The 15,555-nt window shown below is 52.0% G+C and carries 11 protein-coding genes; all 11 read left to right on the top strand.

Features of this window, described 5'->3' with window-relative positions; translation table 11 throughout:
- Positions 1-153: 153 nt before the first annotated feature.
- The 11 genes from R2K26_RS15160 (at position 154) to R2K26_RS15110 (ending at position 15,344) form a co-directional block, all read left to right on the top strand.
- Positions 154-1,926: a sensor histidine kinase gene (locus tag R2K26_RS15160; RefSeq protein ID WP_316523369.1), complete on the top strand. Its 1,773-nt coding sequence runs from the start codon at positions 154-156 to the stop codon at positions 1,924-1,926.
- Entirely contained in the window at positions 1,919-3,490 is a 1,572-nt protein-coding gene (locus tag R2K26_RS15155; RefSeq protein ID WP_178529696.1) for a response regulator, read from the top strand. The genes R2K26_RS15160 and R2K26_RS15155 overlap by 8 nt, the downstream gene beginning before the upstream one ends.
- Positions 3,491-3,669: 179 nt before the next feature.
- On the top strand, positions 3,670-4,767 hold the full coding sequence (locus R2K26_RS15150; RefSeq protein WP_055658121.1) for a Gfo/Idh/MocA family protein: 1,098 nt from the start codon (positions 3,670-3,672) through the stop codon (positions 4,765-4,767).
- Positions 4,768-4,802: 35 nt separating this feature from the next.
- Positions 4,803-5,924, top strand: coding sequence for a Gfo/Idh/MocA family oxidoreductase (locus R2K26_RS15145; protein WP_178529694.1), 1,122 nt, complete (start codon positions 4,803-4,805; stop codon positions 5,922-5,924).
- A 19-nt stretch (positions 5,925-5,943) separates the two neighbouring features.
- Entirely contained in the window at positions 5,944-6,831 is an 888-nt protein-coding gene (locus R2K26_RS15140; protein WP_055658125.1) for a sugar phosphate isomerase/epimerase, read from the top strand.
- 92 nt (positions 6,832-6,923) lie between these two features.
- Positions 6,924-8,051, top strand: a complete 1,128-nt coding sequence (locus tag R2K26_RS15135) for a Gfo/Idh/MocA family protein (RefSeq protein ID WP_066863967.1) — start codon at positions 6,924-6,926, stop codon at positions 8,049-8,051.
- 150 nt (positions 8,052-8,201) lie between these two features.
- Positions 8,202-9,107, top strand: a complete 906-nt coding sequence (locus R2K26_RS15130; protein ID WP_055658128.1) for a glycyl-radical enzyme activating protein — start codon at positions 8,202-8,204, stop codon at positions 9,105-9,107.
- Positions 9,108-9,127: 20 nt separating this feature from the next.
- The gene (locus tag R2K26_RS15125; RefSeq protein WP_066863970.1) at positions 9,128-11,329 is read left to right on the top strand and encodes a pyruvate formate lyase family protein; all 2,202 of its coding nucleotides are present in this window, start codon (positions 9,128-9,130) and stop codon (positions 11,327-11,329) included.
- Between the two features lie 500 nt (positions 11,330-11,829).
- Positions 11,830-12,843 carry a recombinase zinc beta ribbon domain-containing protein gene (locus tag R2K26_RS15120; protein WP_316523368.1) on the top strand — a complete coding sequence of 338 codons (1,014 nt, stop codon included), beginning with the start codon at positions 11,830-11,832 and terminating at the stop codon, positions 12,841-12,843.
- A gap of 352 nt (positions 12,844-13,195) precedes the next feature.
- Entirely contained in the window at positions 13,196-13,621 is a 426-nt protein-coding gene (locus R2K26_RS15115; RefSeq protein WP_316523367.1) for a hypothetical protein, read from the top strand.
- A gap of 673 nt (positions 13,622-14,294) precedes the next feature.
- The gene (locus tag R2K26_RS15110; RefSeq protein ID WP_066863945.1) at positions 14,295-15,344 is read left to right on the top strand and encodes a Gfo/Idh/MocA family protein; all 1,050 of its coding nucleotides are present in this window, start codon (positions 14,295-14,297) and stop codon (positions 15,342-15,344) included.
- Positions 15,345-15,555: the final 211 nt, after the last annotated feature.

Here is a 15,555-nt window from a genome sequence, read left to right as displayed (position 1 = left end):
GGCCCTGCCTGGCGGCTTGAAGTTGTGCGCTCTCGCGAAGAAATGCGCCGGGAAGCCTATGGTTTCCTGCCTGATGGGTGATTCGACAGCGCTTGCCTCAGCAATTGTGCGGTGCTGCCATAGGACGATAGTCTTTCGAGAAAGGAAAACGATATGTCGTTGAGAAAAAAGCTGACATTGTCTATGCTCATGATTGCGGTGATCCCCGTGATGGTACTGGGAAGCTTTTATTATCAGTATTTCAGCGGGGTCCTTTTGAGCAACGTGCAGCAGCGGGAGCTGCAGAATAACAGCCAGATTATTTACAGCGTTGATAACTTTTTCAATTCAATCTTCAAGATTTCCGATTCCCTGCTAATGAATGAAGAGCTCATGGACATTCTGCAGAAAAGCTATGAGGAACAGAGTTCACCTCTCGAAGGATACCGCGGCAAGGCACAGGTGGACAAGCTGCTTTACAAGGACGGCTATTACCTGGATGGCAGAATAGAGACTATCGCCATATTTCCGAGGAACAACAGCATGTTTTACTACTGCACAAAGGAAAACGTCAATCCGTCCTATGATATCCATGCGGAAGAGTGGTACGAAAAGATTGCCAGTAAAGAGGGGGCGAAAGTATTGGTGGGAGTGCACCAAAACCGTCTGGTGTACGCATTCTCCGACGCAGCCAGACCCTATTGCGTAACTGTCGGAAGATCAATTTACTCCCCATATGATTCCCAACTGCTTGGCACTATGCTAATCAACATTAACGTACACGATCTCCAGACCTGCTGGTCGGCTTTCAAGGAAGATTCGCAGGAGCGGTTTTACCTGCTGGATGACGAAAACAACGTTGTGTTCAGCAATCTGACGGAGGAGATTGGCGGTAAATTCTTTCAGGACGGCCTGGAAGACGGCATTTCTTCCTGCCGAATCGACGGGGAATTGTACGATACGATCGTCTCGGGCTCCAAAAGCCTGGGATGGAAAAGCGTCAAAATGATTCCACGCAGCCAGTTGGATCAAGAGATCGCCGTTGTTCCTTATATGACGCTCCTCCTCATGCTGATCCTTACGGTTCTGGCAGTTCTGGTTTCAATCTTTATTTCCAAAATCTTTACACGTCCGCTTCAGGAGCTTTACGTGAAGCTCCAGCGCTTTGAAGCGGAAAAAAGCGGGACTCCGCTCCCTGAAAATCAGGTGGAGATCAAAGGCCTTTCCCGCAGCTACCAGCACATGATCAACGAGATCAACGCCCTCACCATCAAAAACTACGAGACGGAGATCCAATTGCGCAGGGCAGAACTCATGGCGCTCCAATCCCAGATCAATTCCCATTTTATCTACAACACGCTCAATTCCATCAAGTGGATGGCGGATATGCAAGGATCCAAGCGTATGGTAACGGCGTTGGATTCCCTGATCAAGCTCATGCAGTTTTCCTCCAAAAACAGCCGGGAGGTCATCCGGATTCAGGACGAGATCGATCTGATCCGGGACTACATCAACCTGATCAACCTCAAATATTTCGACAGGATCTTTGTTGATGTCCATGTGGAGCCGGGATTGGAAAACTACGAAACGCTGAAATTCCTTCTGCAACCGATCGTAGAGAATTCCATCTACCACGGTTTCAGCAGTATGGTCCGGCAATGCACGGTGCAGATCAACATTACCCGAAAAGAAGACCGTATTCTGTATGAGGTGATCGACAATGGCAAAGGGATGAGCAAGGAGAAGATCCGACAGGCTCTGGAGGAAGATCATCCCCTCAACTCCCATTCGTTTAACAAGATCGGTCTTTATAATGTGAATAAGAGAATCCAGTATATTTTTGGAGAGGAGTACGGTATTCAAATCGACAGCGAACCCGGCAAGTACACGAGGGTGATTGTGGAAATTCCAGCCCGTATCTATAAGGAGGAGATGGCAAATGCGTAACATCGGGATCGCGATCATTGATGACGAGAGCCTGGTCCGGCTCGGAATCAAATCTTCTGTGGCGTGGGAAAAGTATGGCTATGAGATTGTAGGAGAAGCGGACAACGGGCAGACCGGCCTGGAGATGATCAGGGAAAAACACCCGGATATCGTCCTGCTCGACGTCTGTATGCCGGTGATGAACGGGATCGAAGTTCTGAAATCCCTGCAAAAGCTGAAGATTCAGTGCAAGGTTATTATCTTGAGCTGCCACGATGATTTCTGTTTTGTAAAAGAGGCAATGAAGAACGGTGCGTTCGATTACCTGAGAAAAAATGAGATCAACAGCGCGAACATCCTGACGGTTCTGGAGGAGGTACGGCACTCACTGTGCAAAAAGCAGGACGAGGGGCAGGGAGGCTGGGACAGTTACGCGCGTCATGTCTGCCTGCACCGTCTGATCACCGGCAGCAGCGAACCTGCTGAACGGCAGTTGCCTGTCAGTCAATTGCACATCCGGGAAGGAAACCTCTGCTGCATTGTGTTTGCAGTGCAGAATTACCAGAAAGTACAGGCCCGTTACGGAGAGGGACGCCCCTTCCCACTGGAACAAAGCGTTATCAACCTCACAGTGGAAGTGCTGCACCAGTGGACGCAGGAACTGGAAGTTTTTCTTCTGCAGGAAAACCGGTATGTTATCCTGCTGAGCAGTCAGAACAGTGTCAGCAGCACCCAGTGGGAGGAGAAAGTCTGCAGCCTGGTCCACGAACTCCACACCGTGTTCCAGAATTATCTGAATGCTGACACCTGCTACGGTGTCAGCAGCGCCGTCTCGAAATTCTCTGCATTGCCGGAGGCGTTCGAGCACGCGCGCTACTCTCTGCATCTTCACTATTTTCAGCCGGACAGGTTCCTTATCAAGGAGATGCGCAAGCCGGATCGGACGATGAGCCGCCCGGAAGTCAAGGAATGCCTTGGCGATATCAATATCTGTGTGTCGCAGAAGCAATACACGCAAATCTTTTCCCGATTTTATGCTTTCATCCAGTGGCTGCAGCAGCACCACAGAGAGAACCTGGACGTTATGGGGGTGCAGAACTTTTTCTCCAATATGGTGCGCTTCCTTCTCCTGCAGGAGGGAAAGGCGCCGGAAGAAACGGTGGAAAAGCTTCAGGCCTGCGAAACCGTGGAGGAAGCGCAGCGTTTCCTTGAGGACTTCCAAAAGGGGTTGAAGACAGGAGAGCCGGCTCTTGACCAGAAAAACTACCTGATTCGCGAGGCGGCGGATTATATCCGGCAGAATTTGAGCCGCGGCGACATCTCGCTCGATGAGATCGCCGACCACCTGATGATCAGTAAGTCTTATCTCTGCCGCCTGTTCCAAAAAAAGCTCGGAGTTTCCGTGCAGCACTATATCTACAGAATCCGGATTGAACAGGCGAAGGAGTACCTGAACGACTTCCGGCTGAAAATCTACGAGGTGGCAGAGCTTACCGGCTTCAACAGCTCCACCCATTTTAATATCGTCTTTAAAAAGATTATGCGGTGCACTCCGGCAGAGTACAGGAACGGCCTGAAGCAGTGAGGGAAAGGTCAATATGAATAAATAAAGTTCAAGATCCTCCGCGGGTTTAAGCTTTGTGTACTAAAATTGTTCAATATCCTGATATTTTCTTCAACAGCGTTTATGGAAAATAGTGAACAGATTCTCTATGATATAAGTAACCTAATTCGGGAAAACAGACAAAATGGAGGAATGCAGAAATGAAAAAATGGAAGGTTGCCTTAATTGGCTGCGGATCGATCGCGGACAATACGTATCTTCCCCGGATCGGCGAGATTCCGGAGGCGGATCTGGTTGCAGTCTGCGATATCATCCCGGAGAGAGCAAAGAACTATGCAGAAAAATTTCATGTGCCGGCCTGGTACACCAGCATCGATGAACTGCTGGAGAAGTGTGACTTCGAGATCCTGATGAACACGACATCGATCCCAGCGCACCACGAGATCAACATGAAGGCGCTGCGGGCCGGAAAGCATCTTTACTCACAGAAGCCCGTCGGCCTGACGGTGGAGGAGGTGACCGAGCAGATCGAGGCTGCCAAGGCAGCCGGTGTGAAATACACTGCTTCACCGATCCACATGCTGCGTGACGACATCCGCTTTGCCAAAAAGCTGATTGCCGACGGCTGCATCGGGGAGATTATGAAGGTGCACACCAACGTTTGCCACGGCGGCCCGGAATATTTCCAGTACCGCACGGCGGACCCCACCTGGTTCCACCGGCCCGGCAGCGGCGCCCTGTACGACATGGGCGTCCACGGCCTTACCATGACCACGGGCATCCTTGGTCCCGCGAAGGCTGTGGGCTGCATGGCCAAAATCTCCGAGCCTGTCCGCACGGTAAGAACCGGTACCTTTGACGGCATGCAGATCCAGGCTGACCAGCTGTACGATAACTACATCATTACGCTCGATTACGGCGAGAGAACCATGGCGGTGGTGGAGTCTGGTTTCTGCCAGAAGGACAGCCGCGCACCTCAGATGGAGATTTTCGGTACAAAGGGAACGATCACTTTCGTCAACAACGGTAACATGAACCCGCTCGATTCGCTGGAAGTTTACCTTGATGCGCCGGAGCGCGGTATTCGCGGCTGGCTGAAGCCTATGGAGTGGGATGTTCCGGCTTCTGAGATGAACTTTTTCCAATGCAAGGTGGTTCAGGATCTGATCCATGCCATTGAGGAGGACCGTCCCGTCGGTTTGCCCCCGGAGCACGCCAGACACGTGGTGGACATCATGTGCACCATTCCGGAAGCGATCAAGACAAAGAGCATTGTCCCGCTGCACACCACTTTCTGAGCAGAGGGGAACTGATCACAGATGAGGTGAATGTTATGAAGAAATATCGCATTGGTCTGGTGGGCTTCGCTCACATGCACGTTTTGGATCAGATCAAGCCGTTTCTGTCCATGCCGGAGCGCGTGGAATGGATCGGTGCCTCGGATATCAAGCCGATGGTAGAGTCTGAATATTTTGAAAGCTCCAGCCGCTCCATGAACCTGAAGCTCTGTCAGGAGCAGTGTGGGTTCACCCGCGTGTTTGAGGATTACCGTGATCTTCTCGATCTCAAACCCGACCTTGTCCTTGTGAACTGCGAGAACGCGTTTCACGGAATCATTATCCCCGAGATCCTCATGCGCGGGATCCACGTGGTGGTGGAAAAGCCGTTGGCCTATTCCACTGAACACGCCATGGCTATTGCCCGCGCTTCCCGGATCGGTAAGGCGGACTGCATGATCAATTGGCCGACCACATGGCAGGCCAGCGTCCGCCTGGGCCAGAAGCTTGTCAGCGAAGGTGTTGTGGGAAAGGTGTACCGTTTCCAGTTCCGCAACCCTGACTCCCTGGGTCCGTTCTCTTACGGCCAGGTCATGACGGATCGGCAGCTGGGCAAGGAATGGTGGCATCAGGAAGCGGCGGGAGGCGGCAGCTTGCTGGACTACTGCTGCTACGGCACCATCCTTTCCAACTGGTACCTGGGCGAAAAGCCTCAGGGCGTGTATGGCTTGAAGGCGAACTTTAACCACCGGTTTGGCGACGCGGAGGACTACGCCTCCCTGATGGTTCGGTACCCCGAGGCGGTTTCCATTCTGGAGGGAACCTGGAACACCATAAGCAGCGGCTATCCCTCCGGGCCCATTGTCTGGGGCGAAAAGGGCGCCCTGATTGTGGAAAACGGCGGCGATCACGGCATTCATGCCAACGTTTGTGTTTACCTCGATCGTTATTCCACAACGCCCAGCAAGGTGTATTGCTCCGACGACTACCCGCTGCCTGAGGGAAGATCCAACCTGGCTCAGGAGGTCTTCCATCACCTGGAGACCGGAGAACCGGTACACTACACCATGGATCTCAATAACAATCTTTGGTCTGCCGCTATGTTGGATGCGGGAATTCGCTCCAGCCGGTCGTTGAAAATGGAAGAAGTAAAAACCGCTTGTTGGACGATTGGGTAATATAAGAGGAGGATGCTACATGAAACTTGCAAACGTTTCCTGGGGTTGGACGCCGATCCCGGAGGATATGCCGCATGGGGACTCTCTGATCCGAATCGCGGATCAGATCCGTGAACTCGGCTTCGAGGGCGTGGACTATCTGGGAACCCCGGAAGCACTGGATGAATTCTTCACGGAGGAAGCCTGCCGGGCGCTGGGGGATCACTCCCGCTCCATCGGCCTTGAACCCAACGTGTTCGTCTTCCAGGACGCTTCGTGGAACGACGCCTGCAGCGAAAAAAGGGAGGACAGCGTCAGGCACTTCGAGAAGGCCGCACAGGCCGCAAAGTGGATCGGATGCCGGATTGTCTCCACGCTGGTGCCGATGCCCTGCGGCGCAACCCCCTGGAAGTTCAACCCCGCCGCACCGGCGATCAAGCAGGGATACCATATGCCCGCCGACTACTGCTACCAGAAGGACTGGGATACCCTGATGGACAGTTACCGCAAGTGTCTGGCCATTGCAAAGCGGTACGGGCTGCGCATGTCCGTGGAGTGCTTCCCCTATTCCATGATCTCCACACCGCACGCCATGCTGCAGCTGCTCAAGGACGTCGATGACCCGGATTTCGGCATTCAGCTGGACACGAACCACCTGATCATGCAGCACATCGATCCGGAATGGACGATCTACATGCTGGGAGGCAAACGTATTTTCAATGTTCACTGCAAAGACAGCGATGCCGTCTCCAGAAACAACATCCCCGCCGGCTGCGGCATCACCGACTATCCCGCTGTGATTCAGGCGCTGAAGAATGTCGGGTATGACGGGAACCTTTCTGTCGAGCTGGAGTTCACAGACAACCCCCGCCGCTACAACAAGCAGGCGATGGATCATCTCAAGCTTTGCCTTGCGGGTGAATACTGAGCTGCCGTCTGGAGGCACACAGGGGGTATCCCCCTCGATCCGGGCGCGGCGCCGGATAAAAATCATGTTTTTATGGAAGAGGAGTAGGAGTAATGAAGCAGTATAAGGTTGCCATCATCGGCAACGGTATGATTTGCAACGCGGCACATATTCCCGCCTACAAAGCCATGGGTGACAAGGTGAAGATTGTCGCAGTGGCAGATATCCGCGAGGAAGCCGCCAAAGAAACCGCCGAGCGTCACGGGATCCCCAAGTACTATGTGGATCCGTATAAAATGCTGGAGGAGGAGAAACCCGACATCATCTCCGTGTGCACACCGAACGCATACCACAAGGAGTATACCCTTGCCGGTTTCCGTGCGGGCTGCCATGTAGTCTGCGAAAAGCCTGTGGCTGTAACCTGCGCGGATGCGGAGGAGATGTTCAACGCGGCGGAGAAGGCGGGGAAACATCTGTTTGTCATCCAGTCTCTGCGTTTCACAGGTAACTTCAAAGCGGCTGCCGGACTGGCAAAAAGCGGTTGCCTGGGAGACATTTACTACGCGGATCTGAACCTGGTCCGGCGCCGCGGCGTTCCGAGATGGGGCATGTTCCACATGGCGAAAGAAAATGTGGGCGGCGCCTTCTGCGACCTGGGCGTTCATATGTGCGACTACCTGATGTCAATTTCCGGTAACCCGAAGATGGTTTCCGTCAGTGGAAGTGCTGTGACCAGGATCGTCAACAAGGAGAAGAATATTGAGTTCTCCAATGCGGAGAGCGGAGCTCCCACCGGTCTGTTCACTCCCAGAAAGTTCGACATGAAAGAGTTTGATGTTGAGGAATTTGCCAACGGCTACATTCGTCTGGAAAATGGCATGACAGTCACTTTCAAGATCTCCTGGGCGCTGAATCTGCCCAACAGCAACACTGTCAGCATCTGCGGAGACAAGGGCGGTCTGACCATTGGGGACGATGGACTCAAGCTGCTCACGACGCAGGGCAATTACCAGGCCGACGTTTTGCCGAGAGTTTTCCCCGACCCATATACGGAACTCTCAGATTTCACCGGCCACATCCACGAGATGAACTACATCCTGAAGGTCCTCAACGGGGAAATGACCATGGAGGAATACCCCATCCAGAAGGACGAGGTTATGAATGTGGTTGCGATCATCGAAGCGTTTTACAAATCTGCACAGCTGGGCAGGGAAGTCACTGCTCAGGAACTGGACCGGTAAGCGGAAGCTGCAAGGGATATTTGCACAGAGCACGGCGTGACGGAAGAACTTGCCGTTTCGCCCTGGGACGAAACGCAACAGGGGGACTCTGCCCGGGCGGGAGAGCCCCCTGTTCTGGTGTGCGAGACGACAACGGAAGGGGAGGAATCCATGAAAGGAATCATAACGGAGATCGAGAGGTTTGCGCTGAAAGACGGACCGGGGATCCGCACCACAGTGTTTTTCAAGGGGTGCAACATGGCGTGCAAATGGTGCCATAACCCGGAAACGCTGTCGGTTCGGCCACAGCTGATGATTTATCCGGACAAATGCATTGGCTGCGGCGCCTGTGTGGAGGCCTGCAGGGCGGGAGCCAGAACCCTCGGCAAAAACGGTGCCCTGCAGTACGATCGCACCGCCTGCAAGCACTGCGGAGCCTGCGCCGCGAACTGCTTCTCCGGTGCTCTCGTCATGTCCGGAAAGGAGATGACCGTTGAGGAAGTGATGGAGGAGATCCTGCAGGACAGGGCTTACTACCGGAATTCCGGCGGCGGCGTAACACTCTCCGGCGGCGAGGTTTCCACGCAGCCAGAATTTGCCCTGGAATTGCTGCAGGCCCTGAAAAAGGAGGGAATTTCCACGGCGATCGAGACGAACCTGCATGCGCCATGGAGCGTCTACGAAAGAATGCTGCCCTTCCTCGATCTGGTGATGTTCGACATCAAGATTTTCGATGAGGAAGCGCACAGACGCTGGACCGGCGTGAGCAATCGTCAAATCCTGGAGAACGCAAAGAAGGTGGCGGCTTCCGGCAAGCCTTATCTGGTGCGTACCCCGGTGATCCCCGGAGTGAACGACACGGAGGAGGAGATCGGCAGCATTGCCAACTACGTGGGAACCCTGGGAGGCGCTCAATATTATGAGCTTCTGCTGTTCAATCCCCTGGGAGAGAGCAAGTATGACGCCCTGCAGATGGACAATACATTTGCCGGGACCCGCCCCACTGGAGAGGAAGGCGCAGCACGCCTGAAGTGGGTGGCCGCTCAAACGCCCGGACTTTCCGTGAGGGTAGGCTGACGAAGAAAGGGAGAGGTTGTATGGTCAACAGAATCAATATATTCCAGCCGGATGCTCCCATGAGCTACGATGACAGGATCAAAATTTTAAAGGAAAGAAAGCTTGAGGAAACCAGGGTGAAGTCCACCATGAAGGTGTATCAGGACGGGGATGACTATGGAAGCATCCCGGCTCCGGAGACGTACCAGTTCCATTGCATTCCGAACCATGAGAACGGTTCCTGGTACGGGTATGACGGGTGGAGCAAGAATTTTTACAAGCTGATGACTGAGCACCCGGTCTACATTGATCCGGTGGACGCGTTCACCTGCCGCTGGATGTTCAGTATGATCTGGTTTGACGAGAAATCCCCGGACAAGGGGCTGAACTGGAACCCGAATTTTCCCTACGATGATCTCAAGCCGGAACAGGAACTGTATGGCATTATCTCCGGGATCGGCTCGGACGCGCACTTCGGCGGCGACTACCGGATCGGGTTGAGCCTTGGCTGGGGCGGGATCTTGGAAAAGCTGGCTTTCTACCGCAAAAAGCACCCCGAACACGCAGAGTTTTACGACGCGGAGGAACTTGTGGTGCATGGTGTGCAGAACTGGATCTCGCACGCGATTGAGGAGAGCGAGCGTCTGGCCCGTGTGGAGCGCCATCCGGTCCTGCGGGAAAACCTGCTTCAAATGGCGCAGGTAAATCGCAACATCCTCAACGGTGCGCCCAAAACCATGCGGGAAGCCTGTCAGTGGGTTTGCTGGTTCAACATGGCCAGCCGCACCTACAACCGCGACGGAGCGGGTTTCCAGCTCGATGAAGTGCTCAAACAGTACTACGATGCCGACATGAAAGAGGGGAGGATCACCAGGGACGAGGCGATCTTCTACATCGCTTGTCTGTTGCTCAACGATCCGCACTATTACCAGATCGGAGGGACAAACGAAAACGGCGATCCCCTGCTCAGCGAGTTCAGCTATATGGTGCTCGAGGGAGCGGATAAGCTGGATTCGGCTTGCAACATCACGGTAAGAGTGGACGAAAACATCGACAGAAAGTTCCTGAACAAAGCGGTGGACTACCTGTTCAAGAACAAGAACGGCTGGCCGCGCTTTTCCGGTGACGAGGCCCTGAACAGAGGCTTCATGCGTTTGGGCTATCCCGAATCGCTTGCCCGGCAGAGGATCGCGGTGGGCTGCCACTGGATGAGCTTGCCCGGCATGGAGTACAGCTTGAATGACTGCGTCAAAATCAACAGCGCTAAGGTGTTCGAGGTTGCCATGGATGAGATGATGAGCCATAAGGGCCCATACTCCACACAACTGCTGTGGGATCTGTACCAGAGACATATGGCCCGGGCTGTAGAGGTAACTGCCGAGGGTATCGCGTTCCACCTGCGGTACCAACAGTACAACGAGCCGGAGCTGATGTTGAACCTGATCAGTCATGGTCCTATCGAAAAAGGTCTGGATATGACGTGCGGTGGCGCCATGTACTACAACCTCTGCATGGACGGCTCGGCTATTGCCACGGTGGCGGACTCTTTTGGCGCACTGCAGCAGCGGGTGGAGGAGGAGAAGCGGATCGACTGGGAGACGCTTTACCATCATCTGAAAACAGATTTCCAGGATAAGGGCGGTGAGCTTGTACGCCAGATGCTCTCCCGCAGTGCCCGCTACGGCGGCGGAAACACCATCAGCGACCAGTGGGCGGTGAAAATTTCGGAGTCATACTCCAACCAGGTGCGCTCCGTCAGCCAGAAGTATCCGGGCTACCAGTTTATCCCCGGCTGGTTCAGCTGGTCGAATACGATTGTGCTCGGCAAGCAGGTAGGTGCCACCCCCAACGGCCGCCACGCCTTCGAGCCGATCAACCATGGGGCCAACCCGCACCCCGGCTTCCGCAAGGACGGCGCCCTCACCGCAATGAGCAATTCCATCTGCGCGGTGCAGCCGGGCTATGGGAATACCGCGCCGGTACAGCTGGAGCTTGACCCTGGTATGGGGCGCGGTGAGGAGGCTGTGCAAAAGATCGCCGACTATATCATGACGCTGTTCGAGCAGGGGGCCACCCTGCTGAACATCAATATTGTGAACGGTCAGCAGATTCTCGAAGCCGACAAGGACCCCAGCAAGTACCCCAACCTGGTGGTACGCGTCACGGGCTTTACGGCGTACTTCTGCTCTCTGACTCCGGAGTTCAGAAAACTGGTGGTGGATCGTATTCTCATACAGGGATGAACAAATGATTTGGCTTGGCTTCTGTTTTTTCTACGTCACGGTTTTATTGCGAAAATAAATCCTAAATGGCAGGCTGAGCAGGAAGCATAAAGAAATATCAGAAATCATTTGGTCAGATACGTAAACTTTCTGCAGGGAGGCATCGTGCAAGCGGTGCCTCCCTGTTTTGATATGCTTTAGCGAAACGAGAGCCCCCGACTAGGACGGGGAGAGTAAAAGAAATTATATAATGAAAAGACCTTCTGGTAGAATAAAGTTGCGGTCGGTCAACTGCAACAATAAAAAACCAGGAGGTCTTTTCTAAGCCTTCGGTTCTGCCAGGGGACATGACCAATTCAGGAAGCATGTTTCCCAAATGGAACGGTGCCAGCCTTTTTACCAGATAAGGTGTAAAAATGAATTAACACTTCAACATCCCGTGAAATATGACACACATACACATATAGAAAGTAAATTCAATAGTTTGAGTAAAGCCTGCGGTCCCAAGGAAGGAGACTGAAATGAGAAAAGAAAGTGCAATCATTCGCAAGTGCTCTGCTCAGAGAACGGGAGAGCCGTTTCATTACGCCTCAATCCAGCATATTCTTTCCAACGTCATGAATGCAGGAATTCTTCGCAGCGGAGAAACGAAGTCAGAGGTGTTTCCTGAGCTGCAGATTGTTTCTTTGGAACAATTTAATCGTGTGGCAAAGACTCGTGAGCAGCGTTCCGTAAATTATGCGATAAAGTGCGGCGGAACCACCGAGACAGTGCAGCTGGAGGATGGCACGGAAGCTACCGTCGTTCGTCCGCCCCGCGCCTATCCTCGAAAGATCGTAGGAAAAGCCCTCTTGTCAGGCAATGTGTATTGCGGTCACTGCGGTGGCCGCATTTTTGCAGCTACCGCTAGAAAAACGCATCGTCCAACAGAGAGCAATGAACGTATCGCAATCTATAAATGCTACAACCGCTCACAGCATAAGGGGCAGTGTGACGGGCCATCCACCTATCGTGCCGAGAAGGTGGATAAGGTGATCGAACAGCTTCTGCGGGGAATTTTTGAACGAGCCAAAAAGGTTGATGAGAAAACCATTTTAAAAATGCTGGTCGACGCTTCGGCGGAACAGTGTCAGCAGGAGCTGAAAGCCGCAAAGCTGGAATATACCAAGACGATGAAGGAATTGTCCAGATGGGGAGATTTGATGCTGGATTCTCTGGATGGTACCTGTGTTTTTACGCCGGAGCAGGTGAAGGCCAGATTGGACGCTGTGCAAGCAAAAGCGGACGAGATAGCCCACCAGGTTCAGCAGCTTGAAGAGAAGAGCCGTCAGATGAAACCTGCGGCAGCCGATCTTCTGAGGGAGCATCAACAGATTCTGACATGGGCTGAATTGTTTGATTCTGCTGCGATAGAGGAAAAGAAGGTTATTGCGTCCTATCTGATCAAGGCAGTCACCTTAACTCGCGGCTATGGGATTCAGGTTGATTTTAATATCTCCGAGGCGCAGTTTTTGAATGGGCTGGAGATGGGATGAAGAGGTATGGGAGACTGGATGAAAATTTACAGGGAACTCTCCAAAAGAATAGAGTTTTCTGCGCAGTTATGCCAATTCACGACCAAAGAATTTCTCGAAGAACAGAGACCCGGCGTCTTTTCGAGTTAACAAAACTCAAGAAGGCGCCAAGTTTTGTTATTGTCGGCTTGTTTTCTGCAGACCATTACCTAGTGCCTTGTCTTTCACTTCTTTCATCAGAATGCGTTGTATTTACAGACGTTCCAAGAGATTTCCAACGATTGGCGGAATATTTTTCCGATGGTTGGCGAAGAGAAGGGGTGATCGATAGCTCCTGTTTGTTCAAAATCGGAGCAGAAGTGCGCACCGTCCGATGGAAAATATCGAACAATACGCATCCTGTGCCGGTTTTGAACAATACGCATCCATTCCCTTCCAAATGCTCAGTGGATGCGTTATGTCGCGTTCGGGAGAGCGTTCGGTTCGCATCCGAGAGGTCAAGGGTTCGAATCCCTCCAGGTCCACCATCAAAAAAGCCGTGAAATCGCTGATTTCACGGCTTTTTTGTGTTTTTGGTCGTTTCCAGTTTCTTCCTGAAAAATGCAGAACTGTTGCCTTCGCCCCGCGGATCATTCGCATCCATCTGACACGGAGAAAAAGCGAGAATTCAGGAGAAAACAGGAGATTTTCAGAGAAACGCTTTTTGAGAGCCAACAATGCCATTTTGGGTGAAACCGAACCGTTCGCATCCAAGCGAATACACCAAAACGATTCGCATTCCCTTTGTAAAAACCGATGAAGCTTGTCGGCAATCTGCTCAAAGAATGAAAATAAGATTTGTGGATCTGATTTTTATCGGAGCCACTTTCTTTTTATGAGGAGGAATATGTGATTCGCTGTGATTTGTCCTGGTGTGTTTGCAACCGATTATCACAGGCGGCAAATATACGTTCTGACGCAGACAGAAAATGCTAAAAAGCTGTCAGATATTGGCCAAAATTGATTTCAGCAAGACACGAGGGAAAATCTGTTTTATTCTAAAGTGAGTGATTTCCAAATCTGCAAGGCGTACAAGTTTTATGAATTAATGATTTATGAAATGTTATGCGGAACAGTATTTTGAAGCAAATTACGGAGTGACGGAATCAAGCTGTCTGATTTTCCAGAACCAACCGGATATTCCACTGAACTGTGCGACTGGCAAAAAGATATGGATTGAGGAGACTTGAGCGGATACCATATTTTCAAGTTCCAAGGAAAATATTCTCGGAACATCTTTTTAAAATGCTGCAGTTGTTCAACAGTATATGAGGATGAATAATCATGTTAATTGTAAGTATGTGTTTCGAAAGATATAATGTTTTTAAAAGGCCGGGCATGATTGTGAATTTGTCCCATCCGATCGGATGAAAGTTGTTTTCAGGAAATCAAACGCAGCGCAAAAATGCAGCAAAGAATGGAGGAAAATGAACATGGGGATTCAATTGGGAATTGTTGGCTACGGAGGAATGGGCGGATTTCATCACCGAAACGCTTCCAAAATTGAAGGGGTTCAGGTGGTAGGCGCTTACGACATTGACCCCGTGCGGGTACAGGTGGCGGAGGAAAGCGGGCTCAGGGGATTTTCGTCCCTGGAGGATTTGCTTGCGTGTGAGGACATCAACACTGTTCTGGTTGCCGTGCCGAACGACTGTCACATGGAGATCTGCATTGCCGCGTCGAATGCCGGCAAGCATGTCATCTGCGAGAAGCCTGCCGCTTTGAACGTGGACGAGCTGGATCAGATGATTGCCGCGGCTGGTCGCAACGGGAAACTCTTCACCGTACATCAGAACCGTCGTTGGGACAAGGACTTCCGGATCGTCAAGGATATCCTTGATTCCGGGGAACTGGGAAAGGTGTATTCCATCCAGTCCAGACTGCATGGATCCGGTGGAGTAATGTTCGGTTGGCGCGGTGAAAAGAAGCACGGCGGCGGCATGTTGTACGACTGGGGCGTTCACTTTATCGATCAGTTGATGTGGATGCTGGGATATGACAATTTCAGGAGCGTATTCTGCAAGACCAGCAATGTAAAAACTACGGAGGTGGAGGACTATTTCTTCCTCGTGTTTGATTTGGAGGATGGCAGTCACGTTCAAGTGGAGATAGGGACATTTGTACTCAAAGAGCTTCCAAGATGGCTTCTGCTTGGCGATGAGGCAACTGCCTATGTGAACGATTTTTCCAGAAGCGGCGGGATCATCCGGCTGGACAGCACAGTGGAGACAAAGTCTGAGATTATTATGACTTCGGCCGGTCCAACCAGGACGTTTGCGCCCAGGCCGGATAACGTGAAGCTTGAGAGTGAGCTTCCGGACGTGGAAGCCGATTGGTCGGAATACTACAAAAATGTGCGGGATGCGATCGACGGAAAAGCAGAGTTGATCGTACAGCCCTGGCAGGTGCGGAAAGTGCTGAAAACTATCGAAGCTGCATTCCGCTCCGCGGAAACAGGAGAACTTGTTTCTCTCAAAAATTAAATTTGTAAACTCAAATGAGAGCCGCCTAATGAAATTATCATCAGGCGGCTTTTCGCCTATGCTGTAAGAATGAAAAAACGAGGAAAATATAAGGCAATACCGCACAGAAAAGTAGGCGCGATACTGCCAGAAGTGATATAATAAGACCATGGATAAACAGATGACAATGTCTGCGCTTAGTGATGAGTTGGCGCAGGTACGGACAAAGAAG

The organism is Neglectibacter sp. CSJ-5 (assembly GCF_032490475.1).
GTDB classification, from domain to species: Bacteria; Bacillota; Clostridia; order Oscillospirales; family Acutalibacteraceae; genus Hominenteromicrobium; species Hominenteromicrobium mulieris.
Note: the sequence above shows the minus strand (reverse complement) of the source record. Positions and strands in the feature narration are given on the sequence as shown.